At 71.0% G+C, this 23,288-nt stretch carries 22 protein-coding genes; 7 read left to right on the forward strand and 15 right to left on the reverse strand.

The genetic code is table 11. The annotated features are described in order from the left end of the window. Window positions 1-79: 79 nt before the first annotated feature. From recN to murB, 10 genes are all read right to left on the reverse strand, one after another. Entirely contained in the window at window positions 80-1,747 is a 1,668-nt protein-coding gene (gene recN / locus ASF25_RS18920) for a DNA repair protein RecN (protein ID WP_056264977.1), read from the reverse strand. Between the two features lie 210 nt (window positions 1,748-1,957). Beyond that, complete coding sequence (locus tag ASF25_RS18925; protein ID WP_056165863.1) at window positions 1,958-2,836, reverse strand: outer membrane protein assembly factor BamD; 879 nt, start codon at window positions 2,834-2,836, stop codon at window positions 1,958-1,960. A 245-nt stretch (window positions 2,837-3,081) separates the two neighbouring features. After that, entirely contained in the window at window positions 3,082-4,029 is a 948-nt protein-coding gene (gene lpxC, locus ASF25_RS18930; RefSeq protein ID WP_056264968.1) for a UDP-3-O-acyl-N-acetylglucosamine deacetylase, read from the reverse strand. 321 nt (window positions 4,030-4,350) lie between these two features. Beyond that, window positions 4,351-6,114 carry a cell division protein FtsZ gene (gene ftsZ / locus ASF25_RS18935; protein ID WP_056306450.1) on the reverse strand — a complete coding sequence of 588 codons (1,764 nt, stop codon included), beginning with the start codon at window positions 6,112-6,114 and terminating at the stop codon, window positions 4,351-4,353. Window positions 6,115-6,242: 128 nt separating this feature from the next. Continuing rightward, window positions 6,243-7,565 (reverse strand): cell division protein FtsA, encoded by a 1,323-nt coding sequence (gene ftsA, locus ASF25_RS18940; RefSeq protein ID WP_056306451.1) that lies wholly within the window; start codon window positions 7,563-7,565, stop codon window positions 6,243-6,245. Window positions 7,566-7,646: 81 nt separating this feature from the next. Continuing rightward, entirely contained in the window at window positions 7,647-8,600 is a 954-nt protein-coding gene (locus tag ASF25_RS18945; RefSeq protein ID WP_056165850.1) for a cell division protein FtsQ/DivIB, read from the reverse strand. Further along, a complete protein-coding gene (locus ASF25_RS18950; protein WP_056306452.1) occupies window positions 8,567-9,490 on the reverse strand; it encodes a D-alanine--D-alanine ligase in 924 nt (307 codons plus the stop codon). Before ASF25_RS18950 ends, ASF25_RS18945 begins: the two co-directional genes overlap by 34 nt. Before the next feature lie 38 nt (window positions 9,491-9,528). Continuing rightward, window positions 9,529-9,885: a type II toxin-antitoxin system PemK/MazF family toxin gene (locus tag ASF25_RS18955; RefSeq protein ID WP_056306453.1), complete on the reverse strand. Its 357-nt coding sequence runs from the start codon at window positions 9,883-9,885 to the stop codon at window positions 9,529-9,531. Then, window positions 9,872-10,102 (reverse strand): AbrB/MazE/SpoVT family DNA-binding domain-containing protein, encoded by a 231-nt coding sequence (locus tag ASF25_RS18960; protein WP_056165843.1) that lies wholly within the window; start codon window positions 10,100-10,102, stop codon window positions 9,872-9,874. The genes ASF25_RS18955 and ASF25_RS18960 overlap by 14 nt, the downstream gene beginning before the upstream one ends. Before the next feature lie 28 nt (window positions 10,103-10,130). Then, window positions 10,131-11,090: a UDP-N-acetylmuramate dehydrogenase gene (gene murB, locus ASF25_RS18965; RefSeq protein WP_056306454.1), complete on the reverse strand. Its 960-nt coding sequence runs from the start codon at window positions 11,088-11,090 to the stop codon at window positions 10,131-10,133. A 62-nt stretch (window positions 11,091-11,152) separates the two neighbouring features. Between murB and ASF25_RS18970 the strand changes: the two genes are divergently transcribed. Together ASF25_RS18970 and ASF25_RS18975 are read left to right on the forward strand one after the other, a co-directional pair. Further along, window positions 11,153-11,407 (forward strand): type II toxin-antitoxin system RelE/ParE family toxin, encoded by a 255-nt coding sequence (locus ASF25_RS18970; protein WP_082502945.1) that lies wholly within the window; start codon window positions 11,153-11,155, stop codon window positions 11,405-11,407. A 10-nt stretch (window positions 11,408-11,417) separates the two neighbouring features. Next, window positions 11,418-11,807, forward strand: coding sequence for a helix-turn-helix domain-containing protein (locus ASF25_RS18975; protein WP_056306455.1), 390 nt, complete (start codon window positions 11,418-11,420; stop codon window positions 11,805-11,807). 7 nt (window positions 11,808-11,814) lie between these two features. On the opposite strand, the gene murC is transcribed toward ASF25_RS18975, so the two are convergent. The 5 genes from murC to ASF25_RS19000 all read right to left on the reverse strand — a co-directional run bounded on the left by murC (window position 11,815) and on the right by ASF25_RS19000 (window position 17,418). Beyond that, entirely contained in the window at window positions 11,815-13,230 is a 1,416-nt protein-coding gene (murC, locus tag ASF25_RS18980; protein ID WP_056264947.1) for a UDP-N-acetylmuramate--L-alanine ligase, read from the reverse strand. A 55-nt stretch (window positions 13,231-13,285) separates the two neighbouring features. Beyond that, entirely contained in the window at window positions 13,286-14,395 is a 1,110-nt protein-coding gene (locus ASF25_RS18985; RefSeq protein ID WP_056306456.1) for a UDP-N-acetylglucosamine--N-acetylmuramyl-(pentapeptide) pyrophosphoryl-undecaprenol N-acetylglucosamine transferase, read from the reverse strand. Continuing rightward, complete coding sequence (locus ASF25_RS18990) at window positions 14,392-15,558, reverse strand: putative peptidoglycan glycosyltransferase FtsW (RefSeq protein WP_056165829.1); 1,167 nt, start codon at window positions 15,556-15,558, stop codon at window positions 14,392-14,394. Before ASF25_RS18990 ends, ASF25_RS18985 begins: the two co-directional genes overlap by 4 nt. Before the next feature lie 115 nt (window positions 15,559-15,673). Then, the gene (locus ASF25_RS18995; protein WP_244473097.1) at window positions 15,674-16,264 is read right to left on the reverse strand and encodes an FUSC family protein; all 591 of its coding nucleotides are present in this window, start codon (window positions 16,262-16,264) and stop codon (window positions 15,674-15,676) included. A gap of 47 nt (window positions 16,265-16,311) precedes the next feature. Then, window positions 16,312-17,418 carry a UV damage endonuclease UvsE gene (locus tag ASF25_RS19000; protein ID WP_056306457.1) on the reverse strand — a complete coding sequence of 369 codons (1,107 nt, stop codon included), beginning with the start codon at window positions 17,416-17,418 and terminating at the stop codon, window positions 16,312-16,314. A gap of 203 nt (window positions 17,419-17,621) precedes the next feature. Here ASF25_RS19000 and ASF25_RS19005 point away from each other — a divergent pair, with 203 nt between their 5' ends. From ASF25_RS19005 to ASF25_RS19025, 5 genes are all read left to right on the forward strand, one after another. Then, window positions 17,622-17,942 carry a hypothetical protein gene (locus ASF25_RS19005; RefSeq protein ID WP_244473098.1) on the forward strand — a complete coding sequence of 107 codons (321 nt, stop codon included), beginning with the start codon at window positions 17,622-17,624 and terminating at the stop codon, window positions 17,940-17,942. A gap of 142 nt (window positions 17,943-18,084) precedes the next feature. After that, window positions 18,085-19,455 (forward strand): PepSY domain-containing protein, encoded by a 1,371-nt coding sequence (locus tag ASF25_RS19010; RefSeq protein WP_056306459.1) that lies wholly within the window; start codon window positions 18,085-18,087, stop codon window positions 19,453-19,455. 27 nt (window positions 19,456-19,482) lie between these two features. Then, window positions 19,483-19,842: a hypothetical protein gene (locus ASF25_RS19015; protein ID WP_056306460.1), complete on the forward strand. Its 360-nt coding sequence runs from the start codon at window positions 19,483-19,485 to the stop codon at window positions 19,840-19,842. A gap of 43 nt (window positions 19,843-19,885) precedes the next feature. Further along, a complete protein-coding gene (locus tag ASF25_RS19020; protein WP_082502947.1) occupies window positions 19,886-22,228 on the forward strand; it encodes a TonB-dependent receptor in 2,343 nt (780 codons plus the stop codon). A 436-nt stretch (window positions 22,229-22,664) separates the two neighbouring features. Beyond that, window positions 22,665-23,279 carry a 2Fe-2S iron-sulfur cluster-binding protein gene (locus ASF25_RS19025; protein WP_056306461.1) on the forward strand — a complete coding sequence of 205 codons (615 nt, stop codon included), beginning with the start codon at window positions 22,665-22,667 and terminating at the stop codon, window positions 23,277-23,279. Window positions 23,280-23,288 lie beyond the last annotated feature (9 nt).

Genomic DNA, 23,288 nt, shown 5'->3' on the forward strand with positions numbered 1-23,288 from the left:
TCAGGCGCGTGCCCGTCACCACGTGAGAGTCCGCGATCATGGTAAACAAAATCTTAACGCTGTCCGTGTCCCAGGTGCATCACGCATCCGCCGATTGAAGCAGGCGGGCGGCCGCGGCGCGGGCCTCGTCGGTCACGGTGGCGCCGGCGAGCATCCGGGCGATCTCCTCGCGCCGGGCCGGGGCGGCCAGGGACGCGACCCGGGTGGCGACCCGGTCGCTGCCCTTCACCGGGTCCTTGGCGATGAGGAAATGGGTCTCGGCCCGGGCGGCCACCTGAGGCGCGTGGGTGACGGCCACCACCTGAACCCGGGTGGCGAGGCGCCCCAGGCGGGCGCCGATGGCGTCGGCCACGGCCCCGCCGACGCCGGTGTCGATCTCGTCGAAGATCAGGGTCGGCGCCGAGCCCTTGTCGGCGAGTACGACCTTGAGGGCGAGCATGAAGCGCGACAGCTCGCCGCCGGACGCGACCTTCATCATTGGCCCGGGCCGGGTGCCCGGATTGGTCTGCGCCCAGAACTCGACGCGGTCGTAGCCCGCGGCATCCCGCGAGTCCGGGTCGGTGCTGATCTCGGTGATGAAGCGGGCGCGTTCGAGCTTGAGCGGCGGCAATTCGCCCTTCACCGCCGCGTCGAGGGCCTTGGCCGCCTTGCGGCGCCCCTCGGTGAGCTTCGTCGCCGCCTTGGCGTAGGCGGCCTCGGCCCCCGCCAGGGTCTTTTCCAGGCCGCCGAGGGCCTCCTCGCCGGCATCGATGGCGGCGACGTCCGACGCGTAGCGCTCGCGCAGCGCCGCGAGATCGTCCACGGGCACGTCGTACTTTCGCGATGCGGCGCGGAGCGCGAACAGCCGCTCCTCGACCCGCTCCAACTCGCGCGGGTCGAACTCGGCCTCGCGCAAGGCGGCGTCCAGAACCGTATGGGCCTCGTCGAGGGCCGTCAGGGCGGCATCGAGGGCGGCGACGCAGGGCTCGACCAGGGCGGGCAACTGTCCGGCCCGACGCTCGAGCTTGCGCAGGGCGGAGGAGAGGTGGGCGACGCCCGGACCACCCGACGCCTCGATGGCCTCGTTGAGTTCACGGGCGACCTTCTCGCCCTGCTGCATCACCGTGCGGCGCTCGGCCAGGGCCGTCTCCTCGCCGGCCTTCGGATCGAGGGTCTCCAGCTCGTCGACGGCGTGGCGCAGGAAGTCGACCTCCTTGCGCGCGGCCTCCACCCGGGCCCGGTGCTCGGCGAGGCTGGCGCGGGCGGCGCGCACGCGCTTGGCCGCCTCGCTCACCTGACCGAGGGGCGCCTGGAGGCCACCGAAGGCGTCGAGGATGGCGCGATGCGTCCCCGGATCGGCGAGCGCGCGATCGTCGTGCTGGCCGTGGATCTCCACGAGGGCGAGGCCGATGGCGCGCAGGACCTGCACACCCACGGGCTGGTCGTTGACGAAGGCCCGGGTGCGGCCGTCGGCCATCTGGATGCGGCGCAGGATGAGATCGCCCTCGGTGTCGAGGTCGGCCTGCGCGGCCAGCGCCCGGGCGGGGTGGTCGAGGCCGATGTCGAACACGGCGGTCACGGCGCCCTGCGCCTCGCCGTGGCGCACGAGCCGGCCGTCGCCGCGTCCGCCGAGCGCCAGGGCGAAGGCGTCGAGCAGGATCGACTTGCCCGCCCCCGTCTCGCCGGTCAGGACGCTGAGGCCCTCGCGAAAGTTCAGGTCGAGCTTGTCGATGAGGACGATGTCGCGGATCGCGAGCTGGCTCAGCATGCCGCGGATTCGGCCCTGTTGAAAACGGTGGCCACGTCTGGGTGCCTCACGAAACGCCCTAGAGGCATTCTCCCCCGCAGCGACGGGCGCGGGAGCCATGTGTGAGGATCTCTTAGCGGGATTCGGGGCGGGACGAAATCACCCGCCTCCGGCGGCGGGGACGCACGCGCTCCGCAGAACGGCGGCCCCGAGCGGGGCCGCTGGCTCAGGTCACTGCGCTTCGGCGGTCCGGCCGACGACGCCGCGATAGACCTTGCTCAGCCACGAGGACTTTTCCTCGCGCGGCTCCAGGCCGCCGTTCTGCAGGAGCGCGAAGGCGTCCTTGTACCAGGGGCTGTCGGGGAAGTTGTGGCCCAGCACGGCGGCGGCTGTCTGCGCCTCGGCGGTGATGCCGAGCGCCATATAGGCCTCGACGAGGCGCTCCAGGGCTTCCTCCGCGTGGCGGGTCGTCTGGTACTTGCTCACCACATCGCGGAAGCGGTTGATGGCGGCGGGGAAGTTGCGACGCTCGAGGTAGAAGCGGCCGACCTCCATCTCCTTGCCGGCGAGCTGGTCGCGGGTGATCTGGATCTTGGCCTTGGCGTCGGTCGCGTATTCCGAGGTCGGATACTTCTGGACGAGCTCCTGCAGTCCGGCGAGCGCCTTCTCCGAGCGATCCTGATCGCGGGTCACGTCGGGGATCTGCTTGTAGTGCGACATCGCCATCAGGTACTGGGCGTAGGCCGCGTCCTTGCTCGCCGGGTGGCGCTGGAGGTAGCGCTTCGAGGCCGAGATGGCGTCGTCGTACTTCTGGCCCTCGTAGTTCGAGTAGGCCGTCATCAGCAGCGCGCGGCGCGACCAGTCGGAATAGCTGTAGGCCTTATCGAGCTCGCCGAATTTCTTTGAGGCGCCCTCGTAGTCCTTGTCCTCCATCCGCGCCAGGCCGTCGCTGTAGAGCTTGTCGGCGGGAACATCCGGCACGACTTCCGGCTTGTACTTCTCGGCGAAGGGGTTGATCGAATCGAGGGCGTCGCAGCCGCCGAGGCCCACGCCGCAGAGCGTGAGAAGCACGGCCGCCATCGCACCGCGGTTCGGATGAGTGAGGCGCATTCCGGTACTTCCCCCAACAGGCGGCCCGCTCGGGACGCGCGTCGTCAAGCCATCACAGGTGTCGGTCGCGTGGCTGACGGCGTGATGCCACGGTCCGGCTGCGTTGCCCAGCGGACCTTGCCCCGTTTCACGGACGATTCACCGTGGCGCGCGATTTGGGCGTGAAAACGGCGGCCGGCCCGGCCTGTGCCCTGAGCCCACCGATTTGCGGACCGGATGTTGCGGGCCCGCTACAGATCCCGCTGTCAGAGTTCGCCCGCGAAGGCGGCGAGGCCGAGGCTGTTGCCGAATTCGGCGAGGCTGGTCTCGCGGCGCGGGCTGGCGGCTTCGACGATGGCGTAGTTGGCCCGGTCGGAGAACAGGGCGGTCAGCACGCCGACGTTCATGCGGTGGCCGCCGCAATAGGAGCGGTAGGCGCCCTGGAGCGGCAGGCCGGCAAGCGCGAGGTCTCCGACGGCGTCGAGGAACTTGTGGCGGACGAACTCGTCGGCGTAGCGCAGGCCCTCGGGGTTCACGACCGCCGTCTCGCCCACCGCGACGGTGTTCTCGAGGGAGGCGCCCAGGGCAAACCCGGCCTTCCAGTAGCGTTCGACGTCGCGCATCATCCCGAAGGTGCGCGCGCCCGCGATCTCGCGGCGATAGGCGGAGGGGGTGAGGTCCATGGCCTTGCGGCTGCGGCCGATCACCGGGTTCTCGAAATCGATCTCCACGTCGAGGCGGAAGCCGCGGTCGATGGGGCGGAGCTCGGCGAAGGCGCGGTCCACCTCGATGCGGACGGGGCGCAGCACCTTGATCCAGCGCCGGGCGGCGCCACAGGTGGTGAGGCCGACGGCGTCGATGGCCTGCACGAAGGGACGGGCGCTGCCGTCGAGGATCGGCATCTCGGGGCCGTCGATCTCGACGAGGACGTTGTCGAGCCCGAGCCCGTATAGGGCGGACATCAGGTGCTCGATGGTGGCCACGGCGCCCGTCTGGACATCGCCGATGACGGTGCAGAGTTCGGTGGCGGACACGCAGGCGTGGTGGGCTTTGATGAGGCGATCGTTGCCGGTGGGCATGCCGGTGCGGAGGAACGCGATTCCGTGGTTCGCCGGCGCGGGGTGGAGGGTGATCTCCGCCGGGTTCCCGGAATGCACGCCGATCCCCCTGAGGGTGGCCGGTGCCTTGAGTGTCGTTTGATGGTTCGTTCGCATTCCATAGCCCTCGGCCGTGATCGAACGCAGGCCTCCTTCGAGGGAGGCAAGTCGTTCCCGTGATCCGTCCGCTGCTTGAAGCCCCGCGAGCGCGGGCGGCGAAACCGCCGCGCTTTTCGTTCCAAAATTCGTATAGCCCCGCCCCAAACCGGGACCAAATCACGGATTCTTACGCTGTGTTACAATGCAGCGTTTGGAGAGTGATCGAAAAACCTCTGCGCGATCAATCGCTTGACCACGCACGTCACCCGAGGTCGCAAGACCCCGGGTGCGTTGCAAAAACACATCAGACCGGACGGAGATGGGCCCCGTCCGGGGCGTTCAGTTGGCCTGGCGACGGAGGAAGGCCGGGATCTCGAGCTGATCGTCGTCCATCATCCGGGCCTGCGGGGCCTGTACCCGGCCCTGCGGGTCGAGGTTGCCCTGGGCCGGGCGGTAGCCCTGGGCGGCGGGCGCGGGCGCCCGCTTGGCGTAGTCGGCGGGGGCCGGCGGCACCGGGCTGGCCGGAGCGCGCACCGGCACCGGCACGGGGGCGGCCTCGGCCTCCTCGCGGCGTCCGCCGAAGCCGACGGTGGCGAGGCGGCGCAGGAGCGTCATCCGCTTGGTATCGGCGGCGGGCTCCGCCGGCTCTTCGCCGCGGCTGGCGCGGAGCTGGGCCTGGGCCGGCATCGGCAGGTCCTGGATCTGCGGCATGCGCGGCGCGCGGGCGACGGCAACGGCCGGGCGCGGCGGCACGAACGGGCCGGCGGCCTGGAGGGGAGCCGGCTCCGGCAGCGGCAGAGGGGCCGGCTCGTACGCCATGGCGGCGCGGGGCTGGGTCTGGGTCAGCACGACCTCGTCGCGGATGACGGGGGCCATCTCCATCCGCACCGGCTCGACGGGGGCCATGGCCTCCGGCAGGGCGGTGCGCGGAGCCTGGACCGGCGCCGGAGCGACGGGGGCGGCGACCGGGGCGGCCGCGGGAGCGGTCAGGGGCTGGTCTTGTCCGGGGGCGCGAAAGGTGGTGGCGGGCTGCGCCGCCCGGGCCCTCGCTTCCGCCCGAAGCCGCTCGGCCACCTCGGCGATCCGCTGCTCGGTCTGCTGGATCTCGGGGTTGTTCTGCGAATGGGCCGTGATCAGGGCCGGCTCGATGCCGGTGGCGACCACGGAGACGCGGATGATGCCGTCGAGGCTCTCGTCGAAGGTGGCGCCGAGGATGATGTTGGCGTCCGAGTCGACCTCCTCGCGGATGCGGGTGGCGGCCTCGTCGAGCTCGTAGAGGGTGAGGTCGTTGCCGCCCGTGATGGAGATCAGCAGGCCGCGGGCGCCCTTCATCGACACGTCGTCGAGGAGCGGGTTGGCGATGGCCGCTTCCGCCGCCCGGTTGGCGCGGTTCTCACCGGAGGCCTCGCCGGTGCCCATCATGGCCTTGCCCATGCCGCGCATGATCGCGCGGACGTCGGCGAAGTCCAGGTTGATGAGGCCTTCCTTGACCATGAGGTCGGTGATGCAGGCGACGCCCGAGTAGAGCACCTGGTCGGCCATGGCGAAGGCGTCGGCGAAGGTGGTCTTCTCGTTGGCGACCCGGAACAGGTTCTGGTTCGGGATCACGATGAGCGTGTCGACGGCGGCCTGGAGCTCCTGGATGCCGGCCTCCGCCGTGCGCATCCGGCGCACGCCCTCGAACTGGAAGGGCTTGGTGACGACGCCGACGGTGAGGATGCCCATGTCGCGGGCGGCGCGGGCGATGACGGGGGCCGCACCGGTGCCGGTGCCGCCGCCCATGCCGGCGGTGATGAAGCACATGTGGGCGCCGGACAGCTGGTCGCGGATCTCGTCGATGACCTCGTCGGCGGCGGCCGAGCCGACCTCCGGGTGCGAGCCGGCGCCGAGCCCCTGCGTCACGCCGAGACCCATCTGGATCACGCGCTCGGCCTTGGAGGAGGTGAGGGCCTGGGCATCCGTGTTGGCGACGACGAACTCGCAGCCGAGCAGGCCGGATTCGATCATGTTGTTGACGGCGTTGCCGCCGGCTCCACCGACGCCGAAGACGGTGATGCGGGGCTTCAGTTCCCGGATGTCAGGTGCCTGCAGACTGATGGCCATGGGTGTCGAGCCTCTCGTGCCTTTCACGTTTCATTTGACGCCTCGATGGAGGGAGGCGCCGATTCTCGTCTGGCCGTTCGCGCCCACCCCCGATGCCGGGGGTTTGGGGCGCGATGGCGGTCGTTCCTCTAGAAACTCTCGCGGAGCCAGCGTCCGACGCGCGAGAAGTAGCCGTCCGTTCCGGTGCCCGCGAAGGCGCCGTGCCCACGTGGTTCGAAGTGCTCCGCGTGGGCCACCTGCGGGTAGACCAGGAGCCCCACCGCCGCCGAGAAGGCGGGTCCCTTGGCGGCCTCGGGGAGGCCGCGGATGCCGAGCGGCCGGCCGATGCGGACCTGCCCCTCCATCACCCGGCGGGCGACTTCCGGCAGGCCGACGAGCTGGCTCGCCCCGCCCGTGAGCACCACCCGGCGCCCGGCCTGGGCCGAGAAGCCGGCGTTGCGCAGGCGGTCCCGCACGAGTTCGAGGACCTCCTCGACGCGCGGGCGGATGATCCGCACGAGCTGCGAGCGCGGCACGTGGGTGGGGGCGTCGCCCTCGTCCTCGCCGACCCCGTGGACCGCGATCATGTCGCGGTCGTCCGACGCCGTGGGAAGCGCCGAGCCGTAGAGGGTCTTCAGGCGCTCGGCGGCCGCGACCCGGGTGGAGAGGCCGCGGGCGATGTCCATGGTGACGTGGTGGCCGCCGACCGCGATGGCGTCGACATGGACGAGGTGGCCGCCGGAGAACACGCCGACGCTGGTGGTGCCGCCGCCCATGTCGACGACGCAGACGCCCATCTCGGCCTCGTCGTCGACGAGCGCCGACAGGCCCGCGGCGTAGGGGGTGGCGATGACCGCCTCGACGCCGAGGTGGCAATGCTCCACCGCCAGCATGAGGTTGCGGGCGGCGGCGGCCTCGCCGGTGACCACGTGGAGATCGACGCCCAGCGCGTCGCCCATCATGCCCGACGGGTCGATGACCGCGCCCTGGCCGTCGATGGCGTAGCCCGTGGGCAGGGCGTGGAGCACGGCCCGGCCGGGGCTGACGCCGTGGGCGGAGGCCGTCTCCAGCACGCGCTCCACGTCCGTCCCCGTGACGGTGCCCGTGCGGGTGTTGACCCGGGCCTCGAAATGCTGGGAGCCGATGCGGCCGCCCGACATGTTGACGATGACGGACTGCACCTCGACCTTGGCCATGCGCTCGGCGGCGTGGACCGCCTGGCGGATGGCGCCCTCGGCGGCTTCGAGATCGACGATGGCGCCGCCCTTCAGCCCCTGCGAGCGCTGGTGGCCGATGCCGATGATGCGGGCGAAGTGGGTGCGACCGCGCAGGGTCGAGAGCGCCTCGGCCGGCTGAAGCTCGGCGATGAGGCAGACGATCTTGCTCGTCCCGATGTCGAGCACCGAGAGGGTGGTGCTCCGCCGGGCGGAGAGCGGCTTGAGCCGCGGGGTGAGGCCGTGCTGGTGGTGCATGGTGCTACCGGGCCGGGAACGCGGGGACAGTCGGCGTGGACGCGGGATGCGCCGGACGGATCGTGCGGCTCATGTCGCGGGTCACGTGGCGGCTCCCTTGGCCTTGGGCTTCTTCTGGGATTCCGCGCGGGCGGCGGCGGCTTCCTCGGTGAGCCGCACCACCACCCGGTCGGGCATGCGCAGGTCCACCGCGATGATGTCCTTCTCGAGGATGCGGGCGTCGCGCTCGAGGCGCACGAGGCGGGCGAGCGCGTCCGCCGCCCCGGTCTCGGGCAGGCGGATGTCGACGCCGTCGAGCTTGAGCGTCCAGCGCCGGCCGGAGACGTAGGTTCCGGCCTTAACCCGCTCGGCGAGGGTGCCGGCGGCCTCGATGAGGGCGAGGTAATCCTTGAGGCGCTCGTTGGCGCCCTCCCCCACCACGAGGGGGAGCGCGGCGTAGCGGTCGTCCCGCATCTCGTCGATCACCTTGCCGTCGGCGGCGATGACCGAGATGATTCCGTTGCGCTGCCACAGGGCGGCGGGCTCGCGCTCGACCTGGGTGATGACGATCTCGTTCGGGTACACCTTGCGCACGGAGGCGCTGGCGATGAGGGGCACCTGCATCAGCCGGTCGCGGACCTCGTTGACGTCGAGGAACACCACCGACGAGTGGCCGTCGATGCCGGCGGCCTGGAGCACTTCGCGCTCATAGAGGCGAGCGATCCCCGCGATGGTGACGCGCTCGACGCCGAAGCCGGCTAGGCGCGCGAGAATGTCGAAGGGGCGGCCGTTCTCGAGGACGAAGCGCTCGTAGCGGCCGCTGGCGACGAAGCCCGTCAGCGCCAGGGCGGCGAAGGACACGGACATGGCCAGGGTGCCGAGGTGGCGCGGGATGCGCCGCTCGATGGGCAGGGCGAGGCGCGAGCGGCGGCCCGGACCCAGGCGCCGCAGGCGTGCGGTCACGGCGTCGCGCAGGGCGCGGGCCGGGGCGAAGCCTGCGCCGCCGGAATGACCCGACCCGCTCAGCGGCCCAACGTTGCGTCCTCCACCATCCATTGGACGAGCTCACCGAAACTATGACCAGCGTGGGCTGCGATCTCCGGCACAAGGCTCGTCTTCGTCATGCCGGGTTGCGTGTTGACCTCCAGGACGACGAGGGCACCGGTTCCACCCGGTGTGTCGTCGAAGCGGAGGTCCGCACGGCTGATGCCCCGGCACCCGAGTGCTTGATGCGCCGTTAACGACAACTCTTGGACACGCTGGTAAAGATTTGGTTTAATTTCTGCCGGGAGGACGTGGATCGACCCCCCTTCGGCGTACTTCGCATCGTAGTCGTACCAGTCCCCCGAGGCGGTCTTGATCTCGATCACCCCGAGGGCCTTGTCGCCCATCACCGCGCAGGTCAGCTCGCGTCCGGCGACGTAGGTTTCGATAAGGATATCATCGCCGTAGCCCCAATCCGCCCGGCCGACGTCCCGGGGCGGCGGGGCGCTCGCGTCGCGCACGATGACGACGCCCATGGACGAGCCCTCGGCCACCGGCTTGAGCACGTAGGGCGGCGTCAGCAGGTGTGACTTCGCGGCCGCATGACGGTTAACGACGCGGCCCTCGGGAACGCTCACACCGGCCGCCCGCATGATCGTTTTGGCACGTTCCTTGTGCATGGCGAGCGCCGAGGCGAGCACGCCCGAGTGGGTGTAGGAAATGCGCAGCAGCTCCAGCAGGCCCTGGATCGTGCCGTCCTCGCCCGCCGGCCCGTGCAGGGCGTTGAAGGCGACGTCGGGCTTTAGGTCGGTGAGCACCGTGGCGATGTCCGGTCCGACATCGACGCGGGTCACCCGGTAGCCGCGGCCCTCCAGGGCCTCGGCGCAGGCGTTGCCGGAATTGAGCGAGACCGGGCGCTCGGAGGACCACCCGCCCATGAGGACGGCGACGTGCTGGGACATGGGAGGCTCCGGAAGGCGGATGCGGACAGGACAAGGGATCAGACGGGACCAATCCGACTGCGGACGGCGTCAAAGACCGCCGCGGCGGCATGGACCGGCAAGGCACCGATCCGGCGCAGGATGCGCGACGGCTCGATGCAGGCAATCTTGGACGGGCGCACCATCGAAGCGGTTTCGAGACCGGCAGCTTCGAGGTCCGAAATCGGAAGGTCTCCCGCCCTGTTCGCATGGCGTGCGCTGGTGATCATGGCGATCCAAACGAAGCCGGCCTCGGCTACGGCGGGACCGGAGATAACGACGGCCGGGCGGCGCTTTTCCGCGAGACGATCGGAGTATGGAAAAGGCACGACAATGACGGTGCCGGCGACGAGCGCCTGACGGTCAGAGGTTGGCATAGTCTTCGTCGTCGATGGGACTCGCCCATTCCGTGAAGGTCACGAACGGGTCCTCAACCTCCGGCTGCGCCTTCTCGATCCGGATCCCATCGGCCGTCAGCACATAGCGAAGGCGGTCTCCGGGCGCGATCCCGAGCTTGGCGCGAACCTCGGCGGGCAGGACAGTCTGGCTTTTCACGGAAACCTTGGAATAGGCGGTTCGAACGGCGTGGGCCATGACTGTACTCCAGAAGCGTCCTTACGACTTACCGACTTACAGCAGAGGCGTCGAGGCCGATGCGCTTGATCTCCCAATGTAGGTCGACGCCGCTGGTCTCGCGCACGCGCCGGCGCACCTCTTCGCCGAGGCCCTCGATGTCGGCCGCCGTGGCGCCGTCGCGGTTGATCAGGAAGTTGCAGTGCATGGGCGAGACCTCGGCGCCGCCGACCCGCAGCCCCCGGCAGCCGGCGGCGTCGACGAGCTGCCAGGCCTTGCCGCCGGGCGGGTTCTTGAAGGTCGAGCCGCCGGTGCGCTCGCGGATGGGCTGGGCGGCCTCGCGCGCCGCCGTGACCCGATCCATCTCGGCCTCGATGCTTTCGCGATCACCCGGACGGCCCCGGAACACGGCATGGGTGAAGATTACGTCGTCGGGGGCCCCGCTGTGGCGGTAGGCGAACCCCATCTCGGCGTGGCCGAACGTCCGCCGGTCGCCCTTCCGGTCGACGCCCTCGGCCGCGATCAGCACGTCCGTGGTCTCGCCGCCATGGGCCCCGGCATTCATGCGGAGCGCCCCGCCGATGGAGCCGGGGATGCCGCGGAAGAACGCGAGCCCGTCGAGGCCGGCTTCCGCCGCCGCCTTTGCGAGGCGCATGTCGGGCACGGCGGTACCGACGCGCAGGTGATCGCCGTCGATCGCGACCGACCCGAAGGCCTTGCCGCCGAGGCGCACCACCACGCCCGGCACGCCGCCGTCGCGCACGATGAGGTTCGAGCCGAGGCCGATCACCGTGACGGGGATCTCCGGGTCGAGGCCGGCCAGCAGGGCGGCGAGATCCTCCGCATCGGCCGGGGTGAACAGCACCTGCGCCGGGCCGCCGACCCGGAACCAGGTCAGGTCGGACAGGGGCTGGTTGGCGATGAGGCGCCCGCGCAGGGCGGGCGCGGCCGCGCGGATGGCGGGGGTGAGATCGGGGAAGGCGGGGGTGAGATCGGGGAAGGCGGTCATGGGTGCTGGTGCCTTTCGGCATAATCAATTAGAAATTGCAGAGCCGATGGGCGGGTGGGGGCATGGACAGGGCGATCGTTTTCACCCGCCCGGCGGCCCGTGCCCTGACCCGGATGCCGGCGACGACGGAGGCCCTGATCCGCGCCAAACTGCGCCAACTCGCCGAAGATCCGGACGCCCTGGTCAACAACATCAAGGCCCTGAAAGGTCAGGACGGCTGTCGCCTCCGCGTCGGCGATTGGCGGGTGATCTTCACGAGCGAGCCCGATCGGGTCATTGTGCATGATGTCGGACCGCGTGGGTCGATCTACGATTAGGACCAGCGACATGACCATCGTCCGCACGAGAACGCCGGCTGGCGAAGCGATCGTCATTCTTCCCGAAGCCGAGTTCGAACGCCTCGTCGCCCTGGCCGAGGACGCGTCGGATACACGCGACCTTGCCGCTTCGCGGACGCGGCTCGATACAGGCGCCAACGAGCTGTTGAGCGAGGCCGACCTCGATGCCCTGCGCGCGGCGCCGACGCCCCTCGTTTTCTGGCGCGAGCGCCGCGGCATGGCTGCGGCGGCGCTGGCCGAACGGGCCGGCATCACGGAGCCTGATCTCGCGGCGATGGAGCAAGGCGCATACGCGGGCGACACCACGGACTACCGATCTCTCGCCGCAGTGCTCGGCGTCGATCCGGACGATCTTCTGCCGGACGCCAAGGCCGCGTGAGCGTCTGTCACCCCGCCACCCCCCCGAGCGCCGCCAGCTCGCCCGGCAGGGCGTAGGCCCATTGGGTGATGTTGCCCGCGCCCAGGCACACGACGTAGTCGCCCGCCTTCGCCCGCCCGGCGACGATGCCGGCGAGATCCTCGGAGCGGTCCAGGGCGATGGCATCGCGGTGGCCGCGCGATTTGAGGCCCGCGACGAGGCCGTCGCGGTCCATGCCTTCGATGGGGGGTTCCCCGGCGGCGTAGACGGGGGCGACGATCACCGTGTCGGCGTCGTTGAAGCAGGTGCAGAAATCGTCGAACAGGGAGGCCAGCCGGGTGTAGCGGTGGGGCTGGACGATGGCCACCACGTTGCCGTCCGTGGAGGCGCGGGCGGCCTTGAGCACCGCCTTGATCTCCACGGGATGGTGTCCGTAATCGTCGAAGATCAGGGCGCCGTTCCACTCGCCGGTCTTGGTGAAGCGGCGCTTGACCCCGCCGAAGCCGGCGAGCGCCTTGCGGATCGCCTCCGGCTCGACGCCGAGCTCGTGCGCGACGGCGAGCGCCGCCGTGGCGTTGAGGGCGTTGTGCTTGCCCGGCATCGGCAGGACGAGGTCCTCCATCTCGATGCGGAAGCCCGGCCGCCGGTCGCGGATCATCACCCGGAACTTGCTCTGGCCGCCACGCAGATCGATGTCGATGAGGCGCACATCGGCCTGCGGGTTCTCGCCGTAGGTGATGATACGGCGGTCCTCGATGTGCCCGACGAGGTCCTGCACCACCGGGTGGTCGATGCACATCACGGCGAAGCCATAGAACGGGATGTTGTCGATGAAGCGCCGGAACGCGTCCTTGACCGCGTCGAACGAGCCGAAATGGTCGAGGTGCTCAGGGTCGATGTTGGTGACGATGGCGACATCGGCCGGCAGCTTGAGGAAGGTGCCGTCGGATTCGTCGGCCTCCACCACCATCCACTCGCCCTCGCCCATGCGGGCGTTGGTGCCGTAGGCGTTGATGATGCCGCCGTTGATGACCGTGGGGTCCATGTTGCCGGCGTCGAGCAGGGTCGCGACCAGGGACGTCGTGGTGGTCTTGCCGTGGGTGCCCGCGATGGCGACGCACGACTTGAAGCGCATGAGCTCGGCCAGCATCTCGGCCCGGCGCACCACCGGCAGGCGGCGCTCGCGGGCGGCGACGAGTTCGGGGTTGTCGCGCTGGATCGCCGTGGAGACGACCACGAGGGCGGCGTCCTCAACGTTCGAGGCGCTGTGGCCGACGAAGGTGCGGATGCCTTTCTCGGCCAAACGTCGGACGTTGGCGTTGTCCGAGGCGTCGGAGCCCTGGACGGTGTAGCCGAGGTTCATCATCACCTCGGCGATGCCGGACATGCCGATGCCGCCGATGCCGATGAAGTGGATGGGGCCGAGCTTGTCGGGCAGCTTCATGGGATGAACCAGTCCAGGCCGGGCGCACCCGAGGCGGCGCCCATGGAGGGGAAGATCAGGTGCGGGCGGCCGTGGCGACGACGATGTCGGCGAGGCGTTCGGCGGCGTCGTGGATGCCCGCGCTTTTGGCCGCTGCCGCCGCCGCGGTCAATTTCCCGCCCTCCGTGAAGCGGTCCACGAGTTCGGCCGCGAGGCGATCGGGCGTGAACTGGCTCTGGGGAATCGCCAGGGCCGCGCCGATGGAGGCCAGGGTCGCGGCGTTGGCGGCCTGATCCTGATCCAGCGCCCCGGGGAGCGGCACCAGGATCGACGGCCGGCCGATGGCGGCGAGTTCCGAGACCGTGGAGGCGCCGGACCGCCCGACGACGAGGTGGGCGGCGGCCATGCGGGACGGCAGGTCCTTGAAGAAGGGCGCCGCCTCGAAACCGCCGAGGCCGAGGCCGAGATAGAGGTTCTGCACCGCCGTGAGATCCTCGGCCCGCACCTGCTGGACGAGGTGGAGGCGGGCGCGCAGGTCCGCCGGCAGGCTCGCGATGGCTTTGGGCACCACCTCGCCCATCACCCGCGCGCCCTGGCTGCCGCCGAAGACGAGGAGGTGGAGGGGGTCGCCTGGCCCGACGGAGGGATAGGGCGTGGCCGCGGCCGCGATCACCGCCGGGCGCAGGGGATTGCCCGTGTGGGTGCGGGGCGCCAGCGCCTTGAGGGGCACGCCGCGCACTTGCCCGAAGCCCGTGGCGATGGCCCGCGCGCCGCGGGCCAGGAAGGCGTTGGCCCGGCCCATGACGGCGTTCTGCTCGTGCAGAACTGTCGGCACCCGCAGGATCTGCCCGGCGAGCATGGGCGGCACCGTGGGGTAGCCGCCGAAGCCCACGATGGCGGCGGGATCGAGGCGCTTGATCTGCCGCGCGGCGACGCCGAAGCCGCGCCCCAGGGTGAGGAGGGCGAGGCCGCGCTTCACCGGGGACCGGCCCGAAGGCGTGGCCGACGCGATGGTGACGATCTCGGAGGCCGGAAACCCCGTGGCGATGGAATCGACCCGCGCGTCGGTGGCGAGCACCACCCGCATCCCGCGCGCGCGCAGGACGTGGGCGAGGCTCTCGGCCGGAAACAGGTGGCCGCCCGTGCCGCCGGCACACAGGAGGATGGTAGCGGTGGCGACGGTCAACGCATCACTCCGGCGACGGTCGCCGGGGCGGTCCCCGGCGGCTTCTGGCTCAGGGTGGTGGTGCGCGGGCGCTTGCGGGTCAAGGCGACGAGGAAGCCCATGCCGAGGGCCAGGGACAGCATCGACGAGCCGCCGTAGGAGACGAACGGCAGGGTCATGCCCTTGGCGGGCATCAGCTGGACGTTCACCGCCATGTTGATGCAGGCCTGGAGCCCGAACAGGGTGACCAGACCCGTGATCGCCAGGCGCGAAAAGGTGTCGTCCGTGCGCCGGGCGAGTTTCAGGCCGCGCATGACCAGGTAGGCGAACAGCGACACGAGGCCGAGGCAGACGAGGACGCCGAACTCCTCGCCGATCACCGAGAACAGGAAGTCGGTGTGCGCGTCGGGCAGGTGGCGCTTGGCCAGGCCCTCGCCCGGTCCGACGCCGAGCCAGCCGCCGGCGTTGAACGATTCGTGCGCCCAGAAGCCCTGGAAGTTGTCGCCGGACTCGGTGTTCATGAACCGGTCGATGCGCTCGCGCACGTGGTACAGGAAGCGGTAGGCGACGCCGACGCCGAGCAGTCCGGCGATGCCGAGGCCCGCGACCCAGAACCAGTGCAGGCCGGCCACGAAGAACAGCGCGCACCACACGATGGTGATGAGCATGGTCTGGCCGAAATCCGGCTGGAGCACGAGAGGCACGATGGTGATGGGCAGGAGCAGGATCGCCAGCAGGCCGCCCGGCATGTCGCGGCGCTGGGCGCCCTCCGAGAAGGCCCAGGCGGCCACCACCACGAAGGCGGGCTTGACGAATTCCGACGGCTGCAGGCCGAAGGGGCCGAACTGGATCCAGCGATGCGCGCCCTTGATCTCCGGCCCGAACTTGCCGGCGAGCACGCACAGGACCACGCCCATGAGCCACGTCGCCAGGGCCACGCGCCGGATGTGGCGCAGGGACAGGAACGACACGGCCACGATGATCAGCAGGGTCGGCGCGAGGTAGAGCGCCTGCCGGTTGAGGAAGTGGAAGGTCGGCAGGCCGATCTTCTCGGCCACCGGCGGACCGCCGCCCATGAGGAAGACGAGGCCGGCCACCATGAGGGCGCCGAGGCCCGCCAGCAGGCCGCGATCGACGGTCCACCACCAATCGGTGAGAGGCGTGCGTTCCGCGCGGGACATCATGGTGAGCGCTCTCCGTGAGGCCTGGGCGCTCGAAGGAGCAGCCGCCGGCCGCCGGCAGCATCGGGAGCCGGCACGGCGCGATCCTGTGCCGGAATGGTAAACCAATCCTTTGCGGTCAGGCCCCATCCTCGGGATGGCGCATCATCCGTGTCGCCACCCAGCCCACCGCGATGGCGACGGTGACGCCCCAACCGACCTCGAGGAGGCGTGAGCCGAACATCTGCTGGGCGGTGCCGACATGGGGCACGAGCAGGATGATGGTGGCGGTGATGCCGGCGAGGCGCCCGGCGCTCGCGACGTTGAGGAGCCAGCACGCGGTGAGCGAGAGGATGACGGCGACCGCGTAGGCGACGAGGTCCTGACCCACGGTACTGAGCACGCCAAGACCGATGAGGCCGCCCGTGGCTGCGCCCAGGAACTGGTCGCGGGCCATGGTGCGGGTGGCGCGGAATTCCGTCTGCACCACCGCGATGGCCGTGATGGCGCTCCAGAATCCCTCGCGGAGGTTCAGCGCCTGGGTCGGCATGTAGGCGATGAGGGCGGCGGACGCCGACATCAGCCCGTGCGCGGCCCCGCCGACGAGGCGCCGGCGCAAGGGCATACGCTTGCGCAGGCGACCGATCTGCTGGCGCAGCCAGCCGATGCGGACCTCGTCCCGCGTCGCCTCGCCCGGCAGGACCGGGGGCTCGCGCAGCTCCTGCTCCACGGGACTCACTCCACGGAACTCACTCGATGGGACTCACTCGATGGGGCTCAGGCCGCCGCCTTCGTCGCGGAAGCGAGGCCGGGGGCGACCTGCGCGGCGATCTGACCGGAGGCGAGATTCTTCGATTTCGCCTCGATCTCGAAATCCGCCCAGGCGAGGTGCCGGCCGACGAGGGCGTTGACGGCGCGGTTCCACATCATGTCCGAATGGGCCGCGAGGTCGCGGCGGGAATGGCCGGCGGCCGAGAGCGCGACGAAATCGGGTGCGGCCTCGGGGTCGGTGCCCGCCAGGAGATTCTCCCGCGAGACGCTGATATGCGCTATGGGGCGCACGCCGCGCCACGAATCGCGCACCTGCGCGATGCGCGAATCCTCGGGCTCGATGTAGGCGCCGCCACTCTCGACCCAGTGGTGATGGAGGTCGAGCACCACCGGCACAGCGTCGGCGAGTTTCAGCACCGTGTCGAGGCCGAAGGCGTTCTCGTCGTTCTCGACGGTGATAAGGTCGCGCGCCGTTTGCGAGAGCAGGGGCAGGCTCGCGCGAAACCCCTCGACGCCGGGGTCGCGGGCGCCGACATGGATGTTGATGTGCGCCCCATGCGGGTGCCACCCGGAGCCGTACCCCATCAGCGCCATCACCTCGGCGTGATACTCGAACTCGGCGATGCCGTTCGCCTGCGCGGACGGGTTGCGCGAGGCGATGACGCAGAACTGACCGGGATGGAAGCTGAGGCGCACGCCGGCTGCCCGGGCGAGATCGCCGATGCGGGCGAGCCCCGGCTCGATCAGGGCGCGCAGGCCCGGCTCGGCGTAGATGTCGCTCGCCACCGGGTGCGTGTAGCCGGGGAGCACGTTGCTCGCCATGCGCAGCAGCCGCTCGAGGGGCGGACGCGCGGCGACCCAGGCGATCTGCCGCTCCAGGGCGCCGAGGTTGTGGCGGGCCAGATCCTCCAGCTTCGCCCGGCGGTCCGCAGGCGCGAGGCGCGTGAGGTTGGCCATGGTGACGTGGCTGAGGTTCATCTCCAGGGCCGCCTCGCGGGCGGCCTTCAGGGTCTTGAAGCTCTCCGGCGGGGCTTCGAGGATGAACTTGCAGCAGAAGCCGAGGCGCGGTTCGCCATCGGTCAGGGGTGCGGGAAGGTTCGGGGTCTGGGTCATCGTCTGAGTCATCCTGGCCCCAACGCCGCTGGGCCGGTTTGGTCCCGCCCGACCCGACGCGTGCGGGCCACAGCCCCGATGAAAAACGTCGCGCCCGGCCTCCGCTCCCCGGACAGGCATTGACGGGGCGGCGGGCCTCGCCTTTACCCGCTTCCATGCAGGCAGATCGGCCCAGGGGAGCGAGCCGCCGCGCGATCATCGCCGTGATCGCGCTCTACGCCCTGTGCCTGCAGGCCATCCTGGGGACCGCCGTGCCCCTGTCGCCCCCCGGGGTGGACCCCGCCCTGTGCCTGCACGAGGCGGGCGAGGCCGGGCCGGACGCGCCCGCTCCCGTCCACGTGCACGTGTCCTGCTGTACGGCGGCCCAGGCCGTGGCGAGTCTCGACCTGCCGCCCCTCATGCCCACCGGCCTCGTCTGGCCAAGCCGGCGCCGCGTCGCCGTGGCGTGGCGCCCGCACGCGGCCGCGCAGCCCCGGGCGCCCCCCGAACGAGACGCACAACCGCGGGCACCGCCCGTCGCCTGAGGGCGCCCTTCGTCCGCCGCCGAGCTTCGGTGCGGCCGGCGCCCCGATCCCCGACCGACCGTCCGCCAGACCGGACAGGTTCGATGGATCGGCCGTGCCCGCGAGGCGCGGCCCCGAGCGCTCGCGACCGTCCAGGACGACCATGCCCTCCTCCCTCACCGGCGCCGCCGCGCCGTTCGCCGCGCCCATTCGCCTCTCCCGCGAGGCGGTCTACCGCGCCGTGTGGCGCTGGCACTTCTATGCCGGGCTGATCTGCCTGCCGTTCCTGATCCTGCTCTCGACCACGGGGGCGCTCTACCTGTTCAAGGACGAGATCAACGTCGCCCTGTTCACCCGGCGCTTCGTCGTCCCGGCCTCGGACGGAGCGTCCCTGGGCCCGGATCGCCTCGTCTACGTGGCGAGCCAGGCGGTGCCGGATGCCACCCCCCTCACCTACCTCGACCCGGCCGGCCCGACATCCCCGGCGGTGGTCACCCTGGTGAAGGACGGGGCCAGGACCCTGGTCTCCCTCGACCCGCGCAACGGTGACATCGTCGGCCACGTCGCGGCGGATGGCGACGTGATGGCGGTGATCCGGCGCCTGCACAGCCTGTCGTATTTCGGGCCGGTGGCCAACGGGATCGTCGAGGTGGTGGCGGGCTTCCTCATCGTGCTCGTGATCACCGGAACCTACCTGTGGTGGCCGCGCGGTCAGTCCGGCGGGGTCGTCGGCGTCCGGGGCACGCCGCGCCGCCGGGCGTGGTGGCGCGATCTCCACGCGGTGACGGGCTTTGTGGCCGGAGGCGGCCTGCTGTTCCTGGCGCTCACCGGCCTGCCGTGGTCCATCGTCTGGGGCCAGCAGCTGCGGGCGCTGTCCAACGCCGCCGGCCTCGGCCAGCCGAGCGCCCTCTGGGCGCGGGTGCCGGTGTCGACGGTCCCCATGGGCGACGCCCTCACCACCGCCGGCTGGGCCCTTGAGGACGCGCCCGTGCCCCTGTCGCGGCCGGCCCCCGGCCAGTCCATCGGCCTCGACCGGGCGGCGGCGATCCTCGTGGAGCGCGGCATGCCGGCGGGCTACGAACTCGCCCTGCCGGTGGGCGAGACCGGCGTCTACGCCGCCGCCGCCTACCCGCGCGACGTCACCCGCCAGCGCATGATCTCCCTCGACCAGTACACCGGCCAGGCCCTCGTCGACGTGCGCTTTTCCGAGATCGGCATCGTCGGCCGGGCGATCCAGTGGGGCATCGGCCTGCACAAGGGCGAGACCTTCGGCCGGCTCAACCAGCTCCTCATGCTCGCTGTCTGCCTCGCCGGCCTTCTCCTGAGCGTCACCGCCGGGGTGATGTGGTGGAAGCGCCGACCCTCGGGGAGTCTCGGCATCCCGCCCTGGCCGCGTGCGCCCCGCGTCGTCGCCGGGGTCACGCTCCTGGTTCTCGGCCTCGGCGCCCTGTTCCCGCTCACGGGCGCGGCGATCCTGGCGATGATCCTCCTCGATTGCGGCGGCCGTGCCCTCGCCGGGCGGATCGCGGCCTGAAGCCGACCCTTACCGGGCGCGTCGCCCGTGTCTTCCCGCGCCCTCCGGGACCGCCTCGGAACCGTCCTTCTCGTTCTGGCCCTCTGGCTGCAGGCCCTGGCGCCGGGGGCGGCCCTGCGCCTGCCCCCGCCCGATCCCCTGGCCCACGCGATCATCTGCGGCCATGGCATCGAAGCCGCCGTCGCGGCGGAGGACGGGATGCCGGGCCCCTGTGCGACCTGCCCGTTCTGTACCGGCATCGCCCTCGCGCCCCTCGTCCCGACCGGCCCACGGGTGGCCCGCACCGCCCAGTGGCACGCGGTCGCCTGGGCGACACCGCCCCCGATCCCCTCCCTCCGCCGGCCCCGGCCCGCCGGCCAGCCCCGGGCCCCGCCCCTCCCGTCCTGATCTCGTCGCCCCTCCCCCTTCGACCGATCGGACGCGTTTTCCCATGTTGCTGTTCTCTCCCGCACGACGGCGCCTCGCCGCCCTCCTCCTCCCCGCCGCGGGCCTGCCCGCCGCCTGCCTGCCCGCCGCATCCGTTCCCGCCGCCGCGCAGGCGCAGGTCGCGCCCAGCGTCACCCTCGACGAGGTCTCCGTCGTCGGCGACGGCACCGGGCGGCCGACCGGACGCACCGGATTCGGCGTCGCCGCCCTGCCGGGTTCGGCCGCGAGCGTCATCGAGAATCCCGTCGGCCAGATCGTCACCGCCGTCGGGCGGGACAGCACCATCGCCAACCGGCCGGCGACGAACATCGGCTCGGTGCTGCTCGACAGCCCCGGCGTCACCGTGCGCCAGGGCAACGGCGCCCGCGACGTGATCATCTCCGTACGCGGCAACAACGCCCGCTCCACCGGGGTCACCCGCAACATGGTCGTCCTCGAGGACGGTTTCGTGCTGACCCAGCCGGACGGTTTCTCGCGGTTCGATCTCGTCGACCCGCGCGCCTATTCCCGCATCGACGTGTTCCGGGGGCCGCAATCGGCGCTGTTCGGCAATTACGCCACGGGCGGCGCGCTGGCGTTCCGCACCCGAACGGGACGGGAGATCGACGGCTACGAAGTCGGGGTCGATGCCGGCAGCTTCGGGTACCTGAGCAACTACTTCACCGTCGGCGGCGTCAGCGGCCCGGTGGAGATCAGCCTGTTCGCCAGCGACGTCCGCGCCAACGGCTACCAGGACCATTCGTCCTACGACACCCAGACCGTCAACCTGCTGGCGAGCTACACGCCGACGCCCGACAACCGCTTCACCCTGAAGGTGATCAACAACGAGCTCCACGCCGACATCGCCGCGCGCGCCTCCCTGAACCAGTACCGGATCAACCCGTACCAGCGCGGCTGCGCCTCGGCCGCCACTGCGGCTTCGGGCTGCACCACCTACAGCTTCTTCCGCAACGGCGCCTTCGGCGCCACCTCCCCCGTGACGGCGACGGAGGTCGGGCTGGAGCGCAAGGACCGGCGCACCATCGTGGCCGCGCGCTGGGAGCACGACATCGACGCCCAGACCACGTGGCGGACCCAGGTCGGCTTCGACGAACGCAACATCAACCAAGCGTTCTTCACGAGCTCCGGGCGCGGCAGCGTGCCGTCCTACAACGCGATGAGCGACATCACCCACCGCTCGGAGCTGTTCGGTCTGCCGGCGGTGAGCTACGCGGCGCTCTCCTTCAGCGCCCTCGATTCCCACGCCACCACCTTCAACCTGACACCGTTCGCGGGGCCGACGCTCGGCGCCCTCATCGGCGATCAGTTCGCCGTCCAGTCGAACCTCGGCGGCCGGGCGCGGACGGAGGTCGCCCTGTCGGACACCTGGACCGGCGTGGTCGGGATCAGCGCCGAGAACACCTGGATCACCGGGCGCAACCTCGCCTACGCCTACTCGGCGGCCGGGCGGACCACGAGTCCGGCCCTGGCCGACCGCAGCTTCCTCAACGTCGCGCCGGAGCTCGCCCTGGTCTACCGGCCGAGCGCCGAATGGGCGTTCCGCGGCCGGGCCGCCACGGGCTACACCGCCCCGGCCGCCGGCAGCCTGTTCGTGACGCCGGCCGGAGTGCCGGGCAACAACACCCAGCTGCAGACCCAGCAGAACCTCGGCTTCGATCTCGGCGCCGACTGGACCCCGTGGGAGGGCCTGCGCTTCAGCCTCACCGGCTTCTATGAGTTCTTCCGCAACGAACTGGTCTCGCAATCGCCCGGCGCCGGGCTTCTGGCCTACACCTTCAACGCCCCGGCCTCCGAGCACCGCGGCATCGAGGTCGCGGCGGACTGGGCCTTCAGCCCGGGCTGGCGCGCCACCCTCGCCTACACCTTCGACGATCAGTTCTACACCCGCTACGTCGAGCAGCTGAGCGGGGGAAGCTTCACCGCGCGGTTCGACCGGGCCGGCAAGCTCATCCCGGGCGTGCCCGCCCACCAGCTCCTCGCCCGCCTCGGCTACGAGCAGGTCGGCGGCCCCCTCTCGGGACTCGGCGGCTTCGTCGAGGTGGTGGCGCAGGACGATTTCTTCGTCGACAACGCCAACCTGCTCAAAGCCCCGGGCTACGCCCTCGTCAACGCCAACGTCCACTACGTCACCGACCTGACCGGCGGCTACGCCCGGCGTCTCAACCTCTACGTCGAGGCACGCAACCTTCTGGACCGCACCTACGCGTCGTCTGTCCAGAACCTCGCGAACAGCCTGAACGCCGGGACCGGCGGTCTCAACGGTGCCGGTGTCCTCGCGGGCATCACCGGTTCGGTCTATGCTGGCGCGCCGCGCACGGTGGTGGCGGGCATGAAGCTGTCGTTCTGAGACGCCGAGGGCGTACGCCGGCGTCGCCCGCCTGCGCGAACGGGCTTTTTCGCGCCCATTCGGCAGGGTGGCGTAGGGTCGGGTGTCCGGGGAGGCCGGTCGCCGGGCCGGGACGTCTGGAATCCTCGGTCCCCGTGTTCCGATCCGCGCGGGCGCCCCGGCCCTATTTCAAGTGGCGCCGGCGGAACGGGATCGGACGGCGCCCCCGGCGCGTTCGGTTCCAGACTTCGTATCGGTTCCAGACTGGTCGCCCCCTTGTCCGTGCGGGCTTCGGATTGGCCGGGCGATCGATCGCGAGAATGCAGGGGACCAGCGCATGAGCGACGAGACCGCCCGCGAGATCGGGTCACGTCGGCCCGTCTCGCATGGGACAGGGCTTGAGACGGGGCTCGGGGTAGGACTTGGCTCAGGGCTTGGACCGAGCCGCCGCAGGGTCATGGAGGGGGCCGCCGCCCTCGCGGCCTTCGGGGTCGCCGGGTTCGGCACCGTCCGGCCGGGTCTCGCCGCCCTCGCGCCGGCCCCCGGCGACCCGGCCCCGCAGACTCTGCCGGTGCGCCTGACCATCAACGGCGAGGCGCGCGACCTCGTCCTCGACACCCGCACCACCCTCCTCGACGCCCTGCGCGAGCACCTCGATCTCACCGGGACCAAGAAAGGCTGCGATCACGGCCAGTGCGGGGCCTGTACGGTGCTGGTCGACGGACGCCGCATCAATGCCTGCCTGACCCTGGCCGCCATGCACGAGGGTGACGCCATCGAGACCATCGAGGGGTTGGCCAAGGGCGACACCCTGCACCCGCTCCAGGCGGCCTTCCTCGATCATGACGGCTACCAGTGCGGCTACTGTACGCCGGGGCAGATCTGCTCGGCCAAGGGCATGCTGGCCGAAGTCGAGGCCGGATGGCCGAGCCACGCCAGCGCCGACCTCCTGGCCGCCCCGCAACTCACCGAGGCCGAGATTCGCGAGCGCATGAGCGGCAATCTGTGCCGGTGCAGCGCCTACCCAAACATCGTCGCGGCCATCGTCGACGCCGGGGGCCGCAGCGGCTGAGTTAACGGA

The organism is Methylobacterium sp. Leaf100 (assembly GCF_001422845.1).
Taxonomy (GTDB): Bacteria; Pseudomonadota; Alphaproteobacteria; order Rhizobiales; family Beijerinckiaceae; genus Methylobacterium.